The organism is Streptomyces sp. NPDC000134, assembly GCF_042899225.1.
Classification (GTDB): domain Bacteria; phylum Actinomycetota; class Actinomycetes; order Streptomycetales; family Streptomycetaceae; genus Streptomyces.
Genome location: NZ_JBIAZN010000006.1, coordinates 41602 through 62438 on the forward strand (window position 1 = coordinate 41602; position 20837 = coordinate 62438).

General features: G+C 68.9%; 16 protein-coding genes. 10 read left to right on the forward strand and 6 right to left on the reverse strand.

Annotation, left to right across the window (positions count from 1 at the left end):
- Nucleotides 1-19 precede the first annotated feature (19 nt).
- The 5 genes from ACFY32_RS10855 (at nt 20) to ACFY32_RS10875 (ending at nt 6176) form a co-directional block, all read left to right on the forward strand.
- Nucleotides 20-1063 carry an ABC transporter permease gene (locus ACFY32_RS10855; protein WP_359196813.1) on the forward strand — a complete coding sequence of 348 codons (1044 nt, stop codon included), beginning with the start codon at nt 20-22 and terminating at the stop codon, nt 1061-1063.
- A gap of 39 nt (nt 1064-1102) precedes the next feature.
- Nucleotides 1103-2896, forward strand: coding sequence for an ABC transporter substrate-binding protein (locus tag ACFY32_RS10860; RefSeq protein WP_359196810.1), 1794 nt, complete (start codon nt 1103-1105; stop codon nt 2894-2896).
- A gap of 100 nt (nt 2897-2996) precedes the next feature.
- Complete coding sequence (locus tag ACFY32_RS10865) at nt 2997-3974, forward strand: ABC transporter permease (protein WP_359196808.1); 978 nt, start codon at nt 2997-2999, stop codon at nt 3972-3974.
- A 14-nt stretch (nt 3975-3988) separates the two neighbouring features.
- The gene (locus ACFY32_RS10870; RefSeq protein ID WP_359196805.1) at nt 3989-5050 is read left to right on the forward strand and encodes an ABC transporter ATP-binding protein; all 1062 of its coding nucleotides are present in this window, start codon (nt 3989-3991) and stop codon (nt 5048-5050) included.
- A gap of 10 nt (nt 5051-5060) precedes the next feature.
- Nucleotides 5061-6176 carry an ABC transporter ATP-binding protein gene (locus tag ACFY32_RS10875; RefSeq protein WP_390673951.1) on the forward strand — a complete coding sequence of 372 codons (1116 nt, stop codon included), beginning with the start codon at nt 5061-5063 and terminating at the stop codon, nt 6174-6176.
- Between the two features lie 141 nt (nt 6177-6317).
- Here ACFY32_RS10875 and ACFY32_RS10880 read toward each other — a convergent pair whose 3' ends face one another.
- The 5 genes from ACFY32_RS10880 to ACFY32_RS10900 form a co-directional block, all read right to left on the reverse strand.
- Nucleotides 6318-7361 (reverse strand): ABC transporter ATP-binding protein, encoded by a 1044-nt coding sequence (locus ACFY32_RS10880; protein WP_390673952.1) that lies wholly within the window; start codon nt 7359-7361, stop codon nt 6318-6320.
- A gap of 26 nt (nt 7362-7387) precedes the next feature.
- Nucleotides 7388-8425 (reverse strand): ABC transporter ATP-binding protein, encoded by a 1038-nt coding sequence (locus tag ACFY32_RS10885; RefSeq protein WP_359196796.1) that lies wholly within the window; start codon nt 8423-8425, stop codon nt 7388-7390.
- 46 nt (nt 8426-8471) lie between these two features.
- Nucleotides 8472-9452: an ABC transporter permease gene (locus ACFY32_RS10890; protein ID WP_359196794.1), complete on the reverse strand. Its 981-nt coding sequence runs from the start codon at nt 9450-9452 to the stop codon at nt 8472-8474.
- A 98-nt stretch (nt 9453-9550) separates the two neighbouring features.
- A complete protein-coding gene (locus ACFY32_RS10895) occupies nt 9551-11314 on the reverse strand; it encodes an ABC transporter substrate-binding protein (protein WP_390673953.1) in 1764 nt (587 codons plus the stop codon).
- A 79-nt stretch (nt 11315-11393) separates the two neighbouring features.
- Nucleotides 11394-12422 carry an ABC transporter permease gene (locus tag ACFY32_RS10900; RefSeq protein WP_359196788.1) on the reverse strand — a complete coding sequence of 343 codons (1029 nt, stop codon included), beginning with the start codon at nt 12420-12422 and terminating at the stop codon, nt 11394-11396.
- A gap of 451 nt (nt 12423-12873) precedes the next feature.
- On the opposite strand from ACFY32_RS10900, the gene ACFY32_RS10905 reads away from it, so the two are divergent.
- Genes ACFY32_RS10905 through ACFY32_RS10925 form a run of 5 tightly spaced genes read left to right on the forward strand, consistent with a single transcriptional unit; the run spans nt 12874 to nt 18434 of the window.
- Nucleotides 12874-14502: an ABC transporter substrate-binding protein gene (locus ACFY32_RS10905; protein ID WP_390673954.1), complete on the forward strand. Its 1629-nt coding sequence runs from the start codon at nt 12874-12876 to the stop codon at nt 14500-14502.
- Nucleotides 14503-14508: 6 nt separating this feature from the next.
- On the forward strand, nt 14509-15432 hold the full coding sequence (locus ACFY32_RS10910; protein ID WP_359196783.1) for an ABC transporter permease: 924 nt from the start codon (nt 14509-14511) through the stop codon (nt 15430-15432).
- The gene (locus tag ACFY32_RS10915) at nt 15425-16402 is read left to right on the forward strand and encodes an ABC transporter permease (RefSeq protein ID WP_390673955.1); all 978 of its coding nucleotides are present in this window, start codon (nt 15425-15427) and stop codon (nt 16400-16402) included. Before ACFY32_RS10910 ends, ACFY32_RS10915 begins: the two co-directional genes overlap by 8 nt.
- A 6-nt stretch (nt 16403-16408) precedes the next feature.
- Nucleotides 16409-17383 carry an ABC transporter ATP-binding protein gene (locus ACFY32_RS10920; RefSeq protein WP_359196777.1) on the forward strand — a complete coding sequence of 325 codons (975 nt, stop codon included), beginning with the start codon at nt 16409-16411 and terminating at the stop codon, nt 17381-17383.
- The gene (locus ACFY32_RS10925; protein ID WP_390673956.1) at nt 17376-18434 is read left to right on the forward strand and encodes an ABC transporter ATP-binding protein; all 1059 of its coding nucleotides are present in this window, start codon (nt 17376-17378) and stop codon (nt 18432-18434) included. Before ACFY32_RS10920 ends, ACFY32_RS10925 begins: the two co-directional genes overlap by 8 nt.
- Before the next feature lie 172 nt (nt 18435-18606).
- Here ACFY32_RS10925 and ACFY32_RS10930 read toward each other — a convergent pair whose 3' ends face one another.
- Nucleotides 18607-20760: a prolyl oligopeptidase family serine peptidase gene (locus ACFY32_RS10930; protein WP_390673957.1), complete on the reverse strand. Its 2154-nt coding sequence runs from the start codon at nt 20758-20760 to the stop codon at nt 18607-18609.
- Nucleotides 20761-20837 lie beyond the last annotated feature (77 nt).

Genomic DNA, 20837 nt, shown 5'->3' on the forward strand with positions numbered 1-20837 from the left:
CCTGTGAAATGGGCGAACTGTGACAAGTCCTATCGACATCGAGGGCGGCGGGACGTCGGCCGTCGTGGACGGTGCACCGGAGCCGGAGACGAAGGGCGAGGCCAAGAAGCTGGAAGGCCGCTCTCCGGGGCAGTTGATGTGGCTGCGCTTCAAGCGCGACCGGACCGGTGTCATCTGCGCCTGGGTGGTCCTCGGCTACTTCGTGATCGCCGCGCTGGCCCCGGTGATCTCCGCGCTCTACGGCAAGGACCCGTACACCCTGTACGGGCAGGACCCCGAGTACGTCAACGGCAACCCGGTCCTGGACGACTTCGGGCTGCCGCTCGGCTACTTCGGCGGGGTCTCCGGGGAGCACTGGTTCGGCGTCGAGCCGCAGTTCGGCCGGGACGTGTTCACCATGCTGCTCTACGGCATGCGCACCTCGCTCTACATGGCGCTGGGCGTGAGCACCCTGCTGATGACGACCGGCGTCGTCATCGGCCTGGTCGGCGGCTACTTCGGCGGCCGTACCGACTTCTTCCTCGGCCGGATCACCGACTTCTTCCTCTCCTTCCCGCAGCAGTTGTTCTTCATCGCCTTCATGCCGGTGGTCACCGCGTTCTTCGTCGATCCCCGGGACGAGACGCCGACCTACTTCCGGGCGCTGGCGATCCTCATCGTGCTGTGGCTGCTCGGCTGGATGTCCATGGCCCGCCTGGTGCGGTCCACCGTGCTGTCGCTGCGGGAGCGGGAGTTCGTCGAGGCGGCCAAGGTCGCCGGCGCCTCGCCCTGGCGGATCGTCCGCAAGGAGATCCTGCCGAACGTGGTCTCACCGATCCTGGTGCAGTTCACGTACCAGCTTCCCAACACCATCCTCACCATCGCGTTCCTCTCCTTCGCCGGCGTCGGCTTCGTCGAGCCGACCCCCGACTGGGGACGCATGTTCGCCACCGGAGCCAAGGTCGCCGAGCAGGACCCGGCGTTCATGTTCTTCCCGGGTGTCGCCCTGGTGGTGTTCGTCCTGTGCTTCAACCTCCTCGGAGACGCCGTACGGGACGCGCTCGACCCCAAGTCAGGACGGTAAGACGTGGTCAACTACTCCGACAGGCAGGTGCATCACCACATGAACACGCTCAACTCCCGCAGCGCGCGAGCCGTGCTGGTCGCGCTGGCGGCAGGCTCGCTCGTGCTCACCGGATGCTCGGAGAACAAGGGCGGCAGCTCCGGCAAGGACTCCAAGAAGGACCAGAAGGAGGCCGCGGTCCAGTCCAAGGCGGTCGCCTACGAGGACGCCGCCGCCTCCACCGGTCCGGCCGAGGAGGTGCCGGGCGCCAAGAGCGGCGGCATCATCCAGGTCTACCAGGAGGCCGGCCTGACCCACCTGGACCCGGGGCAGATCTACGTCTCCGACGCCGGCCAGGTGGCCAACCTGCTGTTCCGGGGCCTGACCAACTTCCAGGAGGACGGCAAGGGCAACGTCTCGGTCGTCGGCGACCTCGCCACCGACTCCGGCAAGTCCTCCGACGGCGGCAAGACCTGGACGTTCACGCTGAAGGACGGGGTGAAGGACCAGAACGGCAACCCGATCACGTCCGCCGACATCCGGCACACCATCGAGCGCCAGTACGCCAAGTTCATCTTCGACGGCCCGACCTACCTCCAGACCTGGCTGAGCGGCGCCGACTACCGCAAGGCGCTGCCCGACGGCGGCTTCGGCGACAAGCACCTGCCGGACTCGGTCCTGGACACCCCGGACGACAAGACGATCGTCTTCCACTTCGACACCGCCCGCCCCGACCTGCCGCAGACCCTGGCCATGCCGGGCTACAGCGTGGTGCCGGAGGAGGGCGACACCAAGGAGAAGTACGACAAGGCGCCCGTCGCCACCGGCCCGTACAAGATCTCGGAGTACAAGGTCGGCAAGTCCCTCAAGCTCGTCAAGAACGAGAACTGGGACCCCAAGACCGACTCGGTGCGCCACCAGTACGTGGACGGGTACGACTTCGACTTCGGTGTCACCGAGTCCACCCAGACCAAGCGGCTCATATCCGACCAGGGCGACTCCAAGAACGCCATCCAGCTCACCGGCGCGGTGGAGTCCACCCAGATCCAGGACGTGGTCGGCGACCCGGCCGTCAACAAGCGCACCATCAAGGGCTACCAGCCCTACGTCATGGCGCTCAGCTTCAACCTGGACCGGGTCAAGAACAAGAAGGTCCGCGACGCCATCACCTACGCGGTCAACTCCAAGTCGCTGATCGCCGGCGAGGGCGGCGCGTACGGCGGTGACGTCGCCCCCAACCTGTTCGCCCCGACCCTGCCGGGCTACGAGGCCGACTACGACCCGTACGGCCGGCTGAAGACGCCGGCGGGCAACCTGGCGAAGGCCAAGGAACTCCTGAAGGACGTCCCGGCCGCCGAGAAGAAGATCGTGCACGCCTACCGCAACAACGAGGCGGGCCAGAAGCACAAGGTCGCCATCGAGGACGCGCTGACCAAGGCCGGCTTCGACGTGGTCTCCAAGGAGGTCGACTCGGCGAGCTTCTACGAGCAGATCGGCAAGCTGGACAACCCCTACGACGTCTACATCACCGGCTGGGGCCAGGACTGGCCGTCGCCCGGCACGGTCGTCACGCCGATCTACGACGGTGACCAGGTCGCCGACGGGTCGCCGAACTACTCGCACGTCGACGACCCCAAGGTCCAGGAACTGATCAAGAAGGCGCTCGTCCAGGAGCCGAAGGAGGCCGAGGCCACCTGGAAGGAAGCGCACCACTACCTCCTGGAGCAGGTCAACCCGGGCGCTCCGCTGTGGTACACGAAGCAGTTCCAGCTCTACGGCTCGAACATCGGCGGCGCGCGGTACAGCACCGAGTCCAGCTACATCGACGTCAACCAGCTCTTCCTGAAGTCGTAACGCCGCACGGCTGACTGGCGGGGGTGCGCACCAGGCGGAGCGCACCCCCGGGGTTCCGCTACCTCCCCCGACCACCTCCGCAGAGAGCAGCCCACCCGCCATGCTTCAGTTCATCATCCGGCGTACGGTCGGAGCCGCCGTCACCCTGTTCCTGATCGGTGCCGCCACCTTCTTCCTGTTCGTCGCCGCGCCGTCCGACTACGCGTCCCTGTCCTGCGGCAAGGACTGCTCCCCCCAGCGGCTGGAGGACATCCGCCAGGCGCTCGGCCTCGACCTGCCCCTCGCCCAGCAGTTCTGGGACTTCATGTCCGGGATCGTGGTGGGCCGCGACTTCCCCGGGGAGCACTGCCCGGCGCCCTGCCTCGGCCAGTCCTTCTACTCCAGCGACCTGGTGTGGGACACCATCAAGGACCGCTTCCCGCTGACCCTGTCGCTGACCGTCGGCGCGACGGTCGTCTTCCTGGTCGTCGGGCTCGGGGCGGGCATGCTCGCCGCCTTCCGCCGCGGGTCGTCCGTGGACAAGGTGGCCACCGGCGCCTCCATGGTCCTCAGCTCGTTCCAGATCTACTTCCTCGGCCCGATCGCCCTGATGATCTTCGTCTACGGCTCGGGCATCATGGAGGACCCCAAGTACGTCCCGCTGACCGAGGACCCGGTCGGCTGGCTGGTCGGGCTCTCCATCCCGATGGTCGTGATGGCCACCATCTTCACCGCCCAGTACACCCGTATGGCGCGCGCCTCGCTGATCGAGCAGTTGGCCGAGGACCATGTGCGCACCGCCCGCGCCAAGGGCATGTCCCAGCGGTACGTCTTCTTCCGCTACGCCTGGCGCGGGTCGCTGATCCCCATCGTCACCATCCTCGGCATCGACCTCAGCAGCCTGCTCGGCGGCGCGGTCGTCACCGAGCTGACCTTCTCCCTCCAGGGCATCGGGCGGCTCGCGGTGGACGGGGCGGTCCACAAGGACCTGCCGATGACCATGGGCGTCATGCTCGTCGGCGCCTTCGCCATCCTGATCCTCAACATCCTCACCGACATCGCGTACGCCTGGATCGACCCGCGCGTCCGGCTTTCCTAGGAAGAGGAACCACCGTGACCACAGTGACCAAGGCCGAGGGAGTGCCGGCCGGGACCGGGCCGGAGGGGTTCCTCTCGGTCCGGGACCTGAGCGTGCGGTTCGCCACGGAGGACGGGGTCGTCCGGGCGGTCGACGGTCTCTCCTTCGACGTCGAGCGCGGCCGGACCCTGGGCATCGTCGGCGAGTCCGGCTCCGGCAAGTCCGTGACCAACCTGACCATCCTGGGCCTGCACAACCCGCGTACCACCACGATCGACGGCGAGATCGTCCTGGACGGCAAGGAACTCGTCACCGCCACCGAGAAGGAGATGGAGAGGCTGCGCGGCAACAAGGTCGCGATGATCTTCCAGGACCCGCTGACCGCGCTGTCCCCGTACTACACGGTGGGCCGGCAGATCGCCGAGCCGTTCATCAAGCACACCGGCGCCTCCAAGAAGGAGGGCTGGGCGCGGGCGGTGGAGATGCTGGGCAAGGTCGGCATCCCCAACCCGGCGCAGCGCGCCAAGGACTATCCGCACCAGTTCTCCGGCGGTATGCGCCAGCGCGCGATGATCGCCATGGCCCTGGTCTGCGACCCCGACCTGCTGATCGCCGACGAGCCGACCACCGCCCTCGACGTCACCGTCCAGGCCCAGATCCTGGACCTGCTCAAGGACCTCCAGCAGGAGTTCGGCTCCGCGATCGTCTTCATCACCCACGACCTCGGCGTCATCGCCGACATGGCCGACGACATCATGGTGATGTACGCGGGCAGCGCGGTGGAGCGCGGCACGGTCGAGGAGGTGCTCCACTCGCCCCGGCACCCGTACACCTGGGGCCTGCTGAACTCCATGCCCCGGCTGGACTCCGACCTCAGCGCCCCGCTGGCGCCCATCCCGGGCACCCCGCCCTCGCTGCTCGACCCGCCCTCCGGCTGCCGCTTCCACCCGCGCTGCGTCTTCCGGGACCGGGTGGAGGGCGACCGCTGCGTCACCGAGCGCCCGCTGCTCGGCCCGGACCGCTCCTCGGCGTGCCATCTCACGGCCGAGCAGAAGCGGACCATCTTCGTCGAAGAGATCAAGCCCCGGCTGGGCTGAAGGAGGAGACATGAAGGAAGACCTCGTCCTCCCCGCCCCGCGCGGGACCACGGGGGAGCGGGAACCCCTGCTCGAAGTCAGCGGCCTGACCAAGCACTTCCCGGTCAGGGGAGGCTTCCCGGTCAAGCGGACGGTCGGCCAGGTGCAGGCCGTCGACGGCATCGACCTGAGCATCGGCGTCGCCGAGAGCTTCGGCCTGGTGGGGGAGTCGGGCTGCGGCAAGTCGACCACCGGGCGGCTGATCACCCGGCTGCTGGAGCCGACCGCCGGGTCGATCACCTACCGGGGGCGGGACATCACGCACGCGGGCCGCAAGCAGCTCGCGCCGGTCCGGTCCGAGATCCAGATGATCTTCCAGGACCCCTACTCCTCGCTGAACCCGCGCCAGACCGTCGGCAAGATCATCTCCGGGCCGATGGAGATCAACGGGATCAACCCGCCCGGCGGCCGGGAGAAGCGGGTCCGGGAGCTGCTGGAGATCGTCGGCCTCAACCCCGAGCACTACAACCGCTTCCCGCACGAGTTCTCCGGCGGCCAGCGCCAGCGCATCGGCGTGGCCCGCGCACTGTCGCTGGACCCCAAGCTGATCGTGGCCGACGAGCCGGTCTCCGCGCTCGACGTGTCGATCCAGGCGCAGGTGGTCAACCTGCTCCAGAAGGTGCAGCGGGAACTGGGCATCGCGTTCCTGTTCATCGCCCACGACCTGGCCGTGGTACGGCACTTCTCGCAGCGCGTCGCGGTGATGTACCTCGGCAAGATCATCGAGATCGGCGACCGCGACTCCATCTACACCCGGCCCCGGCACCCCTACACCCACGCCCTGCTGTCCGCGGTCCCCGAGGTCACGCTGACCGAGGGCGCCGAGCGGAACCGGGAGCGCATCCGGCTCGCCGGCGACGTGCCCTCGCCGGTCTCGCCGCCCTCGGGCTGCCGCTTCCGCACCCGCTGCTGGAAGGCGCAGGACAAGTGCGCTGCCGAGGTGCCCCCGCTGGTCCGCATCGAGGGCAACCGGGAGGGGCACCTGACGGCCTGCCACTTCCCGGAGGACCCGACGATCACGGACCGCAGGGAGGACATCGTGCTGGACCCGGCGCTGGCGGCGCTGGAGCAGACGGACAGGAACTGAGGACGCGAGGGCATGAAAAGAGGGCCCGCGCCGGAAAGGCGCGGGCCCTCGTTCCCCCGGAGCGGACGTTCATGGGCTCGGGTCAATGGGCCGGTGAAAGTCCGTTCCGCAAAGGAGGCGGCCGACGGAAAAGGGGTGTTGTCAGGCCGCCGCCTCGGGGTCCTTGGCGAGCCGGGGACCGGGCACGGTCTCCGGCGTCTCGGGGTAGTGGCACGCGGTCAGGTGACCGGGCCGGTTGCCCTCCACCCGCACCAGCGGGGGCGCCTCGCTCGCGCACTTCTCCGTCGCCTTCCAGCAGCGGGTGCGGAACCGGCAGCCCGACGGCGGGTTGATCGGCGAGGGCACGTCACCGACGAGCCGGATGCGCTCCCGGGGCGTGTCGTCCACCGTGGCCTCGGGCACGGCGGACAGCAGGGCCCGCGTGTAGGGGTGGCGCGGGTTGCCGTACAGGTCGTCGCGGTCGGCGATCTCCACGATCTTACCGAGGTACATCACCGCGACGCGCTGCGAGAAGTGCCGCACGACGGCCAGGTCGTGGGCGATGAAGACGAAGGCGATCCCGAGGTCCTGCTGCACCTTCTGGAGCAGGTTGACCACCTGCGCCTGGATCGACACGTCGAGCGCGGAGACCGGCTCGTCGGCCACGATCAGCTTCGGCTCCAGCGCGAGCGCCCGCGCCACGCCGATGCGCTGGCGCTGGCCGCCGGAGAACTCGTGCGGGAAGCGGTTGTAGTGCTCGGGGTTGAGACCGACGATCTCCAGCAGCTCCCGGACCCGCTTCTCCCGGCCGCCGGACGGGTTGATCCCGTTGATCTCCATCGGCCCGGAGATGATCTTGCCGACGGTCTGGCGGGGGTTGAGGGAGGCGTACGGGTCCTGGAAGATCATCTGGATCTCGGACCGGACCGGCGCGAGCTGCTTGCGGCCGGCGTGGGTGATGTCCCGCCCCCGGTAGGTGATCGACCCGGCGGTCGGCTCCAGCAGCCGGGTGATCAGCCGCCCGGTGGTCGACTTGCCGCAGCCGGACTCGCCGACCAGGCCCAGGCTCTCGCCCTCGCCGACCTGGAAGTCCAGCCCGTCGACGGCCCGCACGGCACCGACCGTACGCGGGATCGGGAAGCCGCCCTTGATCGGGAAGTGCTTGGTCAGACCGCTGACGTCCAGGAGCGGTGTCGCGTTGCTCATGATGGTGAAGTCCCGTCTCGTGTACGTCAGTTGTGCCGGGTTCCGGCGTAGTCGGCGAAGAGGTCCCGGCGCTGCGCCGGCGTGAGGTGACAGGCCGAACCCCGCCCGTCCACCACCTCGAGGAGCGGCCGCTCGGTGGCGCACCGCCCGCCCGGCACCTGCTCCACGAAGGGGCACCGCGGGTGGAAGCGGCAGCCGGAGGGCGGGTTGAGCAGCGAGGGCGGCGAACCGGGGATCGGCGACAGCGGCACGTCGACCGGACCGTCCAGGCTCGGCATGGAACTCATCAGGCCCAGCGTGTACGGGTGCTGCGGGTCGCGCAGCACCTCCTCCTTGGTCCCGCGCTCCACGCACCGGCCGCCGTACATCACCAGCACGTCGTCGGCGATGTCGGCGATGACCCCGAGGTCGTGGGTGATGAAGACGATCGCCGTGCCGAACTCCTGCTGGAGGTCCTTGAGCAGGTCCATGATCTGGGCCTGCACGGTCACGTCCAGCGCGGTGGTCGGCTCGTCCGCGATCAGCAGCTCCGGGTCGCAGACCAGCGCCATGGCGATCATCGCGCGCTGGCGCATACCGCCGGAGAACTGGTGCGGGTAGTCGTCCACCCGCACGTCCGGCTGCGGGATACCCACCCGCCGCAGCATCTCCACCGCCCGCTCCCGGGCCTCCTTCTTCGACGCCCCGGTGTGCTTGCGGTACGTCTCCCCGATCTGCCGCCCGACGGTGTGGTACGGCGACAGCGAGGCGAGCGCGTCCTGGAAGATCATGGACATCTTGTTGCCGCGCAGGCGTTCCAGTTCCCGCTCGGAGGCGGTCAGCAGGTCCTTGCCGTCGAGCACGATCTCGCCCTCGATCGCGGTGCTGCGCCGGTCGTGCAGGCCGAGGATGGTCAGGTTGGTGACGGACTTGCCGGAACCCGACTCGCCCACGATGCCGAGCGTCCTGCCCTTGGCGATGTCGAAGGAGAGCCCGTCGACGGCCTTGACGATGCCGTCCTCGGTGGAGAAGTGGACCCTGAGGTCCTTGACGGAGAGGAAGGGCTGCTGATCGGTGCTCGTCACGGGGACGCTCCAGATGATGCGGGGGGTGGGGAACTGCCGGCGGAGGTCAGGCGAGCCGGATACGCGGGTCGATGAGGGCGTACACGGCGTCGACGACGATGTTGAAGAACACGATCGCGCCGGCCGCCAGGACGGTGACCCCCAACTGCATGGGCAGGTCGCTCTGGTCCACGGCCTGCACCGCGAGCCGTCCGACGCCCTGGAGGGAGAAGACGGACTCGGTGATGATGGCGCCGCCGATCAGGGTGCCGAGGTCGATGCCGAAGAGGGTGACGATCGGACCCATCGCGCCGCGCCAGGCGAACCGGAAGAAGACGTTGGCGCGGGACAGCCCCTTGGCGCGGGCGGTGCGGACGTAGTCCTCGCTGAGCTGCTCCACCATCTGGGAGCGGGTCATACGGGTGTAGTTCGCGGTGAAGATGATGGACAGCACCAGCCACGGCAGCAGCAGCCCGGAGACCCAGGCGGCCGGGTTCTCGGTGAGCGGCGTGTACGACGGCTGGCTCAAGATGCCGAGCTGCGAGACCAGGAAGAACATCGCGATGTAGCCGACGAAGTAGATCTGCAGCGAGGAGCCGAGCAGCGACACGGAGCTGGCGAACTTGTCCAGGAACTTGCCCTGCTTCAGCGCGGCGAGCATGCCCGCGCCGACACCGATGAGCAGGAAGAAGGCGGCGGAGCCGAAGGCCAGCGACAGGGTCAGCGGCATCCGGTTCATGATCGTGCCGAAGACCGGCTCGTTGTTGGCGAACGAGTAGCCGAGGCAGGGCGCGTCGCAGAAGCCGTACCCGCCGTAGTCGCGTCCGGCGAAGATGCCCACGAGCCAGTGCCAGTACTGCATGATGATCGACTCGTCGATGCCCAGGTTCTTCCGGATCTGCTCCAGATTCTCCGGCGTGCAGTTCTTGCCGCAGGACATCATCGCGGGGTCACGCGGAACTGCGTAGAAGAGCCAGAAGGTGACGGCGCTGATGATCAGCAGGATGACCATCGCGCCAAAGACTCGGCGGACTAGGAAGCGGAGCATGGGGCGTGACTTTCCGGACGGGGCGCCGTCGCCGGGGTGTTGGAGGGGGGTGGGCCACGGGGGCGGCCGTGCGGGACGGCCGCCCCCGTGGGGGCGCGCTACTTCTTGGCGTAGAGCTTGCAGAGCGCGACGCAGGTGTTGCCGGCGTCGTAGACGACGTTGCCGACCTTGGACCCGTACATCCAGTTGCGGATGGAGTGGTAGTCGGGCACGACGGCGGCCAGCTCCATGATCTGGCGGTCGATGGCGGCCCACGCCTTGTTGGCCTTCTCCGGGTCGGTGATCGCCGAGGCGGCGTCGATCGCCTTGTTGACGCCGGTGTCGTCCAACTGGGCGTAGTTGTTGCGGCCGTTGCCGATGTTCTCGCCGCTCCAGCAGGGGTAGAAGACGGAGTAGCCGTTCGGCCAGTCCGGGCTCCAGCCCGCCGCGAACACGTCGTAACCGTTGTCGATCTTGCCGATCTGGGTGTAGAAGGTCGACTTGTCGACCTGCTTGTTGACGACCGTGAAGCCGGCCTCCTCCAGGGCGTTCTTGATCGCGACGGCCTGCTTCACCGAGTTGTCCGACTGCTGGTAGGCGATGACCAGCTTCTGGCCGAGCTTTCCGGCCTCCTTCAGCAGCGCCTTGGCCTTGGCCGGGTCGCCGCCGGGCTTCTTGGTGGTGCCGTACAGGTCGAACTTCTCGTAACCGGGGGTGACCGGGCTGAGGATCGTGGTGGCGATCTCGGTGACGGACGCGCCGCCGCGGATGGTCTGGAGCTGCTGGTGCGGCCAGGCCCAGTTGATGGCCTGGCGGACCTTGACGTCCGTGACCCGGGTGGTGTTGATCGGCCAGTAGTAGGTGACCGTGTCGACCGCCGTCAGCACGCGCTTCTTCAGCTCGGCGTCGGTCAGCACCTGGGCGACGCGCTCGGCCGCGACCTCGTTGAAGATCGGCACCGCGTACTGGTCGTTGCCCTTGTCCGCGATGTAGCGGTCGGTCGCCGCCAGCGGCTGGAAGCCGAAGGAGAAGGCGAACTTGTCCGGGTAGGCGTTGCGGATCGGGTCCGTGGCCGGGTCCCAGTGCTCGTTGCGCACGTACGTCAGCGACTTGCCCACGCTGCGGCTCTCGATGCGGTACGGGCCGCAGGAGAACGGCTGCTTGTCGTACTTCTCCTTGGTGTCCTGCTTCTCGGGCACCAGGGCGTAGCCGCGCATCGCGAGCGTGTAGTTGAAGTCGCCGCGCGGCTCGTTGAGGCGGAAGGTGATGGTCTTGCCGTCGACCTCGATGGAGTCGAGGTGCTTGCCCTCGTAGGGGCCCTTGTACTTGTCGCCGCCGACCAGCCACTGCTGGACGTAGCGCGGGCCCTCGGTGACGAACGAGGCGAAGAGGCGCTCGAAGGTGTGGCGGACGTCATCCATCGTGACGTCGGAGCCGTCCTCCCACTTCAGGCCGTCCTTCAGGGTGAAGACCCACGTCTTGCCCCCGTCCTTCGGGGTGCCCGGGTCGGTGGCCGCGTCGCCGACCAGGGTGACGCCGCCCTTGTCGTCGATCTTGTAGCCGGTCAGACCGCGCATGATCGGCACGGTGATGGCGGCCTCGGTGGAGACGTAGATCTGCGCCGGGTCCATGTGGTCCATGTCGAACTGTTCGAGCGAGTAGATCGTCCCGCCCTTGACCGCGCCCTTGACCTCGGGGGCCGGGCCGGTGGAGTCCGCCTTGGTGCCCACCGGGATCTCCATGGTCTTGGAGCCGGTCACCTTGGGGGTGTCCGACGCGGAGCCGCCGCCACCGCCACCGCCACCGCCGCAGGCGGTCAGGACCGAGGACGAGGCCGCGACCACACCGGTGGCGATGAGGAAATTTCTACGGGAGAAAGACATAGGGCACCTGCCAGAAGAGGGCAAAGGGAACGGGACGGCCGGCCGGACGGCGTCGAACGAGCCGGATGGAGCGGAGAGGTCAGCGCTTGGACTTCGGGTCGAGGGCGTCGCGCACCGAGTCGCCGAGGAGGTTGAAGGCGAGGACGAAGATCACCATGGACAGGCCCGGGAAGAGCATGAAGGTGATGTCCTCGGTGTAGAACTGGGCGCCGCGCTGGATCATGACGCCCCAGTCCGGGGTCGGGTCGATGATGCCGACCCCGAGGAAGGCCAGGCCCGCCTCGGCGGTCACGAACGCCGGGAGCATCAGCGTGGACTGGATGATGATCGGCGTCCACAGGTTGGGCAGCAGCTCCTTGAAGACGATCCGCCACGGGGAGGCGCCGGTCACCTTGGCCGCCTCCACGAACTCCCGCTCGCGCAGACCGAGGACCTGGCCGCGCAGCAGGCGGGCCAGGGAGGCCCAGCCGAAGACCGACAGCACCAGGATGAGCGAGACGGCCCGCAGCGAGGTCGGGATGTTCTCGTCGTCCGCGACGAACAGGCCGTAGACGACCGGCATGAACGCGATGAAGAACAGGGTCGACGGGAACGACAGCAGGATGTCGATGACCCGGCCGACGAAGTAGTCCGTCCGGCCGCCGAGGTAGCCCGCCGTGATGCCGACCACCACGCCCACCAGGCAGGTCAGCAGGGTGGCCGCCAGGGCGATGCCCAGTGAGGTGCGGATGCCGTAGAGCAGGAAGGTGAAGACGTCCCGGCCGAGCTGGGGCTCGATGCCGAACCAGAACTCCGAGCTCATCCCGCCGTTGGCTCCGGCCGGGTACGAGAAGGCGTTGAGCAGTTCCGGGCGCTGACTGGCGTACGTGGTGTACGGGTCCTTGCCGTAGAGCTTGGCTATGAGCGGGGCCGCGAGCGCGATCACGAAGAAGAAGATCACGATGCATGCGGAGACGACGCCCGTCTTGTCTCGCTTGAAGCGGGTCCAGGCCAGGCGCCCGGGGGAGCGGCTCTCGTTGCCCTTGGGGGTGGCGGGCGCGGGCGACGCGGGAGCGCTCTCGTCGGTCACCTCGAGCGGGGCAGCCGCTGATGGAGTTGGGGGGGTCATGGTGCTCCTGGCCCAGGGGAGGGTCTGATGAGCGGACTTTTTCAACGCAATTCGTTCAAGGTCAATAAAAACTAGGTCACCTTGAGTTTCTCTTTACCTTCTTTGCCTTTGCTTGGTGATTCCGTAGCTACGCGTGTAGCGCACTGTGATGCTCCTGTGTCTTAAGTCGGACCAACTGGACGATTCCGGCGAGACGTTCGTTATGCGGACGCCGAGGTGTCGAAATGTGTACACCTTGGGGTAACAATCCAACGGTTCGGCATCGGATCGCGTTGATCTGTTGCGCGGAAGTCCAAGATCGTTCCCTTCGGACGGCGAGCCTCCGCTTCGGCGCCCCCGCGGAGCCGCTCCTTCCACTGGCGGGTTCCTCCAAAGGACCCCGTGGGTGTGCGGCATGCACCCTTTGGCGTGATATTGGCCGGTAAGGGATCAGCGGACGAGGAGGCACCCCATGCGCGGAGCGACGCACGCCGGATGGGCCGTCACCGCGGCGGCGGCAGCCCTCGCGGTGACGGCCTGCGGGGGCGGCGGTGACGGCGGCGGCGACAGCGGCGCGGTGCTCAGCTCCTCCTGGGGCGACCCGCAGAACCCGCTGGAGCCGGCCAACACCAACGAGGTGCAGGGCGGCAAGGTCCTGGACATGATCTTCCGGGGCCTACAGCGGTACGACCCGGACACCGGCGAGGCCAAGGACATGCTCGCCGAGAAGATCGAGACCTCCGACTCGCAGAACTTCACCGTCACCGTCAAGGACGGCTGGACCTTCAGCAACGGCGAGAAGGTCACCGCCCGCTCCTTCGTGGACGCCTGGAACTACGGCGCGAGTCTGAAGAACAACCAGCGCAACGCCTACTTCTTCAGCTACATCGACGGCTACGACAAGGCCCACCCCGAGGACGGCGGCAAGCAGAGCGCCGACACCCTCTCCGGGCTGAAGGCCACCGGGCCGCGCACCTTCACCGTCAAGCTCAACCAGAAGTTCTCGACCTTCCCCGACACCCTCGGCTACCCGGCGTACGCACCGCTGCCCCGCGCCTTCTTCGACCACCACGACGACTGGCTGAAGAAACCGGTCGGCAACGGCCCGTACCGGGTCGACAGCTACGCCCGCGGCTCGCAGATGTCCCTGCGCAAGTGGGAGCAGTACCCGGGCGACGACAAGGCGCGCAACGGCGGCGTCGACCTGAAGGTCTACACCGACAACAACACCGCCTACACCGACCTGATGGCCGGCAACCTCGACCTCGTCGACGACGTCCCCGCCGCCCAGTTGAAGAACGTCAAGAACGACCTCGGCGACCGGTACATCAACGCCCCGGCCGGCATCATCCAGACCCTCGCCTTCCCGTTCTACGACCGCGAGTGGAACAAGAGCGGCTCGGCGAAGGTCCGCAAGGGCCTGTCCATGGCGATCGACCGCGAGCAGATCACCGAGACGATCTTCCACAGGACCCGCACCCCGGCCACCGACTGGACCTCACCCGTGCTCGGCAAGGACGGCGGCTTCCAGGACGGGCTGTGCGGCGACGCGTGCGCCTACAAGCCCGACGAGGCGAAGAAGCTGATCCGGGACGGCGGCGGACTCCCCGGCGGCCAGGTCAAGATCACGTACAACTCGGACACCGGCTCCCACAAGCAGTGGGTCGACGCGGTCTGCAACTCCATCAACAACGCCCTCGGCAACGACAAGGCGTGCGTCGGCAACCCCGTCGGCACCTTCGCGGACTTCCGCAACCAGATCACCGGCAAGAAGATGAGCGGCCCCTTCCGGGCCGGCTGGCAGATGGACTACCCGCTCATCCAGAACTTCCTCCAGCCGCTGTACTACACCAACGCCTCCTCCAACGACGGCAAGTGGTCGGACAAGAAGTTCGACGACCTGGTCGACAAGGCCAACTCCGAGACCGACACCGGAAAGGCGATCAAGACCTTCCAGCAGGCCGAGGAGGTCGTCCGGGACAACATGGCCGCCATCCCGCTCTGGTACCAGAACGGCAGCGCCGGCTACTCGGACCGGCTCTCCGACGTGAAGCTCAACCCGTTCAGCGTCCCGGTGTACGACGAGATCAAGGTGAGCTGATCCGCCGTGGGCCGGTATGTGATCCGACGCCTGCTCCAGATGGTCCCGGTGTTCATCGGGGCCACCCTGCTGATCTTCCTCATGGTCAACGTGATGGGCGACCCCATCGCGGGGCTCTGCGGCGACCGGGAGTGCGACCCGGCCACCGCCGCCCAGCTCAGAAGGGAGTTCGGCCTCGACAAGCCGGTGTGGCGGCAATACCTGACCTACATGGGCAACGTCTTCACCGGCGACTTCGGCACCGCCTTCAACGGCCAGCCGGTCACCGAGCTGATGGGCACGGCCTTCCCGGTCACCATCCGGCTGACCGTGGTGGCGATCGTCGCCGAGATCGTCATCGGCATCGTCCTCGGTGTGATCACCGGACTGCGCCGCGGCCGGCCGGTCGACACCGCCGTGCTGGTCCTCACCCTGGTCGTCATCTCCGTGCCCACCTTCGTCACCGGGCTGCTGCTCCAGCTCCTCCTCGGCGTGAAGTGGGAGTGGATTCGCCCGTCGGTCTCCTCCTACGCCCCGCTGGACGAGCTGATCGTCCCCGGCCTGGTCCTGGCCTCGGTCTCACTGGCGTACGTCACCCGCCTCACCCGGACCTCCATCGCGGAGAACCGGCGCGCCGACTACGTGCGCACCGCCATCGCCAAGGGCCTGCCGCGCCGCCGGGTCGTCGTCCGGCATCTGCTGCGCAACTCCCTCATCCCGGTCGTCACCTTCATCGGCACCGACGTGGGCGCGCTGATGGGCGGCGCGATCGTGACGGAGCGCATCTTCAACATCCACGGCGTCGGCTACCAGCTCTACCAGGGCATCCTGCGCCAGAACACGCAGACCGTGGTCGGCTTCGTCACCGTCCTGGTCCTGGTCTTCCTCGTCGCCAACCTCCTCGTCGACCTGCTGTACGCCGTACTCGACCCGAGGGTCCGCTATGCCTGAGCAGCCCTACGAACCGGAGCGCGCCGTGGCCGGCACCGGCATGGGCGGGCAGATGGACCTCGGCGCGAGCGAGGCGGCGACCCTGACCCCGGCGGGCCCCGAGGGGACCGGCGGCCCGCGGGAGCGGCCCCGCAGCCTCTGGTCCGACGCCTGGCACGACCTGCGCCGCAACCCGGTCTTCCTGATCTCCGCCCTGGTCATCCTGTTCCTGCTCGTCATCTCCCTGTGGCCGTCCCTGATCGCCTCGGGCAACCCCCTGCAGTGCGACCTCGCCAGGGCCCAGGACGGTCCCGGGCCCGGCCACCCCTTCGGCTACGACGGCCAGGGCTGCGACGTCTACACCCGCACCGTCTACGGCGCCCGTACGTCGGTGGCGGTCGGCGTCCTGTCCACGCTCGGGGTCGCGGTCCTCGGCAGCGTGCTCGGCGGGCTCGCCGGGTTCTTCGGCGGCTTCTGGGACTCGGTGCTGTCGAGGATCACCGACGTCTTCTTCGCCATCCCGGTCGTCCTCGGCGGCCTGGTGCTGCTCTCCGTCATCACCAGCAACACGGTCTGGCCGGTGATCGGCTTCATCGTGCTGCTGGGCTGGCCGCAGATCTCCCGGATCGCCCGGGGCTCGGTGATCACCGCCAAGCAGCACGACTACGTCCAGGCCGCCCGCGCGCTCGGCGCCTCCAACTCCCGGCTGCTGCTGCGGCACATCACCCCCAACGCGGTCGCCCCGGTCATCGTCGTGGCGACGATCGCGCTGGGCACCTACATCTCGCTGGAGGCGACCCTGTCCTTCCTCGGCGTCGGCCTGAAGCCGCCCAGCGTCTCCTGGGGCATCGACATCTCCGCCGCCGCGCCCTACATCCGCAACGCCCCGCACGCCCTGCTCTGGCCCTCCGGAGCCCTCGCGATCACCGTCCTGGCGTTCATCATGCTCGGCGACGCGGTGCGCGACGCCCTCGACCCGAAGCTGAGGTGAGCCGCCATGCTGCTCGAAGTGCGTGACCTGCACGTGGAGTTCCACACCCGGGACGGCGTGGCCAGGGCCGTCAACGGCGTCTCCTACGGCGTGGACGCGGGGGAGACCCTCGCCGTGCTCGGCGAGTCCGGCTCCGGCAAGTCCGTCACCGCCCAGACGGTCATGGGCATCCTCGACACCCCGCCCGGCCGGATCACCGGCGGCGAGGTCCTGTTCGAGGGCCGCGACCTGCTGAGGCTCAAGGAGGAGCAGCGCCGCAGGGTGCGCGGCGCCGAGATGGCGATGATCTTCCAGGACGCGCTGTCCTCGCTGAACCCGGTCCTCACCGTCGGCGACCAGCTCGGCGAGATGTTCACCGTGCACCGGGGCATGTCCAGGAAGGACGCCCGCGCCAGGGCCGTCGAGCTGATGGACCGGGTCCGCATCCCCGGCGCCGGGGAGCGGGTGAAGCAGTACCCGCACCAGTTCTCCGGCGGGATGCGCCAGCGCATCATGATCGCCATGGCGATGGCCCTGGAACCTAAGCTGATCATCGCCGACGAACCGACCACCGCCCTGGACGTCACCGTCCAGGCCCAGGTCATGGAGCTGCTCGCGGAACTCCAGCGGGAGTTCCACATGGGCCTGATCCTCATCACCCACGACCTCGGCGTGGTCGCCGACGTCGCCGACAGGATCGCGGTGATGTACGCGGGCCGGATCGTGGAGAGCGCCCCCGTCCACGACATCTACAAGGCCCCCGCGCACCCGTACACCCGGGGCCTGCTCGAATCCATCCCCCGCCTGGACCACAAGGGCCGGGAGCTGTACGCCATCAAGGGCCTGCCGCCCAACCTCACCCGCATCCCGCCCGGCTGCGCCTTCCACCCCCGCTGCCCCATGGCCAGGGACGTCTGCCGCACCGACGTCCCCCCGCTGTACGAGGTGAACGACGCCCGGGGCAGCGCCTGCCACTTCTGGAGGGAGTGCCTCGATGACTGAGCCCATCCTCCTCGTGCGCGGCCTGGTCAAGCACTACCCCCTCACCAGCGGCGTCCTCTTCAGGAAGCAGGTCGGCGAGGTCAAGGCCGTCGACGGCGTCGACTTCCACCTCGACCGCGGCGAAACCCTCGGCATCGTGGGCGAGTCCGGCTGCGGCAAGTCCACGGTGGCCAAGATGCTGGTCAACCTGGAACGGCCGACGGCCGGCGAGATCCGCTACAAGGGCGAGGACATCACCCGCCTGTCGGGAAAGGCCCTGAAGGCGGTCCGCCGCAACATCCAGATGGTCTTCCAGGACCCCTACACCTCCCTCAACCCCCGTATGACCGTGGGCGACATCATCGGCGAGGCGTACGACATCCACCCCGAGGTGGCCCCCAAGGGCGACCGGCGCCGCCGGGTCCAGGAACTGCTCGACGTGGTCGGCCTCGACCCCGAGTACGTCAACCGCTATCCCCACCAGTTCTCCGGGGGCCAGCGCCAGCGCATCGGCATCGCCCGCGGTCTCGCCCTGCGCCCCGAGATCATCGTCGCCGACGAACCCGTCTCCGCCCTCGACGTCTCGGTGCAGGCGCAGGTCATCAACCTGCTCGACCGGCTCCAGAGCGAATTCGACCTCTCCTACGTCTTCATCGCCCACGACCTGTCCATCGTCCGGCACATCTCCGACCGGGTCGCCGTGATGTACCTCGGCCGCATCATGGAGACCGGCCGCGACACCGAGATCTACGACCACCCCACCCACCCCTACACCCAGGCACTGCTCTCCGCCGTCCCCGTGCCCGACCCCGAGGCGCGGGAGTACCGGGAGCGGATCATCCTCACCGGTGACGTGCCCTCGCCGACCAGCATTCCCTCCGGGTGCCGCTTCCGCACCCGCTGCTTCAAGGCGCGGGAGCGCTGCGCGCTGGAGGTGCCGGAGCTGGCGGTGCCCGCCGTGTTCCGGCCCGGCGGCGGGCCCGCGGCGCACGACTCGGCCTGCCACTTCGCGGAGGAGAAGCGGATCGTGCCGACCGAGGGGGCCGGCGGACACGGCAACGGGCCGGGGTGACATGGCGCACCCCGGCCCGTTTACGGCACCCGCACGGCCGTACGCTGCACAGCTTGTCGCGTCCGTATATCGGTACCGCTTCCGCCAAGTTGCCGGTGTGTTAACGAAGTTCGTCCGGGTTTGAACCGCTTTGCCGGGCCCGGGGGCGGAGCCGGGCCCGGGACCGGAGCGGCTACGCCAGGGAGCGCTTGAGGAAGTCGACCTGGAGTCGCAGCAGATTCTCCGCGACCGTCTCCTGCGGGGTCATGTGGGTGACCCCGGACAAGGGGAGCACCTCGTGCGGCCGGCCGGCGGCCAGCAGGGCCGAGGAGAGCCGCAGCGAGTGGGCGACCACCACATTGTCGTCGGCCAGGCCATGGATGATCATCATCGGGCGGTGTGGCTCGGCGGCGTCCACCAGGCCCTCGTCGTCGATCACCGAGTTGCGGCGGTACACCTCGGGCTGCTCGTCCGGGAGGCCGACGTAACGCTCCTGGTAGTGGGTGTCGTACAGGCGCAGGTCGGTCACCGGGGCGCCCACCACCGCCGCGTGGAAGACGTCCGGGCGGCGCAGCGCGGCGAGGGCGGCCAGATAGCCGCCGAAGGACCAGCCCCGGATGGCGACCCGGCCCAGGTCGAGCGGGAAGTCGGCGGCGAGCGCGTGCAGCGCGTCGACCTGGTCCTGGACGACGACCGCGGCGATGTCGTCCCGGACGGCCTTCTCCCAGGCGGGCGACCGGCCCGGCGTGCCCCGGCCGTCGGCGACGACCACCGCGAAGCCCTGGTCGGCGAACCACTGCGAGGTGAGGTGGGCGTTGTGCGCGGCGACCACCCGCTGGGCGTGCGGGCCACCGTAGGGGTCCATCAGCACGGGCAGGAGGGTGTCACCGTGGTAGTCCGTTGGCATAAGCACGGCGCACGGAATATGCCGTGCGCCCCCCGTCGTGAAGGTCACGCGAGGGGACATGCCGGGGTCCTCGGCGTACGAGGTGACGGTCACCGCCGTCCCCCGGCCCCCGGCCGGCGGCGCACCCGTCTCCTTTCGGACGTTTTCGCGCAGCACCCGGGCGTGCGCGCCCGGCCGGTCCGGCGTGGCCGACACCAGTACGGTCACGCCGCCGGCGCGCACCGCCGAGTGCACGCCGGGTTCCGCCGAGACGCGCTCCACTCCCAGCTCGTTGACCCGGTACACATGCACCTCGCCGATCTCCGGCTCGGCCGCCTCCTCGCCGGCGGACGCCGAGATCAGCACGTCGTGCTCGCCGACGTCCAGCACCGCGCGGACGTGCAACTGGGCTCCGGTGAGCGGGCGTTCGCCGACCGCGAGGACCCGTGCGCCGCCCTCGTCGGCGATCCGGACGAGCTGTCCGGAGGGGGACCAGCAGGGCACTCCGGGGAACAGTTCAAGCCAAGTTGGATCTTCGTCCGCGTGCACCATCCGGGTGCCGCCGGACTCCGGGTCGACCGCCAGGAACACCTGGCCACGCTGGTCGCGCGTCTGTACGAGCAGCAGCGGCGCACCCGCCGCTGACCAGTGCACTCGCGCCAGATAGGGGTACCGCTTCCGGTCCCAGCCGACCTCCACGCGCGTGCCGTCCAGGCCGACGACGAACAGCCGGACCTCGGCGTTGGCGGTCCCCGCCGCCGGGTACGCGACGTGGTGTGGATCACGCTCGGGGTGGGCGGGGTCGGCGATCCACCACCGCCGTACCGGCGTGTCGTCCACCCGCGCCACCAGCAGCCGGTCCGACTCCGGGGCCCACCAGAACCCCCGGTCGCGCCGCATCTCCTCGGCGGCGATGAACTCCGCCAGCCCGTACGACACCCCCTCCGCCTCCGGTTCGGCCAGCGCCCGGTCACCCCCGCCGCCGGCGCCCACCACCCGCAGGGCGCCCCGCGCGACGTACGCGACATGCCGTCCGTCGGGGGAGGGGCGCGGGTCGACCACCGGTCCGGCGACGGGGAGTTCACGCGCCGTCCCGGCCCGCAGCCCGGCCGTGAAAAGCCGCCCTGACAAGGCGAAAGACGCCAACTCCACGGCCGCGTCGGTGGCATAGCCGACGATGCCGGCCCCGCCCTCCCGGCTGCGTTCGCGCCGGGCCCGCTCCTCGGGCGGCAGATGCTCCTCGGCGCCGCCCAACAGGGCGCGCGGGTCGGCCGCCACCCGCTCCGTGCCGTCCGCCGGGTCCAGTACCAGCAGCGCGTTCGCCCGGTCCGTGCCCGAAGCGGAACGCAGGAAAACGACACGGGAACCGTCGGGCGCCACGGTGTACGAACGCGGCGCGCCGAGCGTGAACCGCTGGGTGCGGGCGTGCCGTTTGGGGAAGGAGTCAGCCTCGGTCGTCATGCCCTGACCATATTGGCCATGCGCCCCCTTGTGCGGCTGTGCGCCGATCGATGCGCGCGTACGGATAGTTATGATCA

What these genes read in the sequence shown, in the direction of transcription:
- ACFY32_RS10860 (WP_359196810.1), top strand. Translation starts at nt 1,103, where the DNA reads ATGAACACGCTCAACTCCCGCAGCGCGCGAGCCGTGCTGGTCGCGCTG.
- ACFY32_RS10865 (WP_359196808.1), top strand. Translation starts at nt 2,997, where the DNA reads ATGCTTCAGTTCATCATCCGGCGTACGGTCGGAGCCGCCGTCACCCTG.
- ACFY32_RS10875 (WP_390673951.1), top strand. Translation starts at nt 5,061, where the DNA reads ATGAAGGAAGACCTCGTCCTCCCCGCCCCGCGCGGGACCACGGGGGAG.
- ACFY32_RS10880 (WP_390673952.1), bottom strand. Translation starts at nt 7,361, where the DNA reads ATGAGCAACGCGACACCGCTCCTGGACGTCAGCGGTCTGACCAAGCAC.
- ACFY32_RS10890 (WP_359196794.1), bottom strand. Translation starts at nt 9,452, where the DNA reads ATGCTCCGCTTCCTAGTCCGCCGAGTCTTTGGCGCGATGGTCATCCTG.
- ACFY32_RS10895 (WP_390673953.1), bottom strand. Translation starts at nt 11,314, where the DNA reads ATGTCTTTCTCCCGTAGAAATTTCCTCATCGCCACCGGTGTGGTCGCG.
- ACFY32_RS10900 (WP_359196788.1), bottom strand. Translation starts at nt 12,422, where the DNA reads ATGACCCCCCCAACTCCATCAGCGGCTGCCCCGCTCGAGGTGACCGAC.
- ACFY32_RS10905 (WP_390673954.1), top strand. Translation starts at nt 12,874, where the DNA reads ATGCGCGGAGCGACGCACGCCGGATGGGCCGTCACCGCGGCGGCGGCA.
- ACFY32_RS10915 (WP_390673955.1), top strand. Translation starts at nt 15,425, where the DNA reads ATGCCTGAGCAGCCCTACGAACCGGAGCGCGCCGTGGCCGGCACCGGC.
- ACFY32_RS10920 (WP_359196777.1), top strand. Translation starts at nt 16,409, where the DNA reads ATGCTGCTCGAAGTGCGTGACCTGCACGTGGAGTTCCACACCCGGGAC.
- ACFY32_RS10925 (WP_390673956.1), top strand. Translation starts at nt 17,376, where the DNA reads ATGACTGAGCCCATCCTCCTCGTGCGCGGCCTGGTCAAGCACTACCCC.
- ACFY32_RS10930 (WP_390673957.1), bottom strand. Translation starts at nt 20,760, where the DNA reads ATGACGACCGAGGCTGACTCCTTCCCCAAACGGCACGCCCGCACCCAG.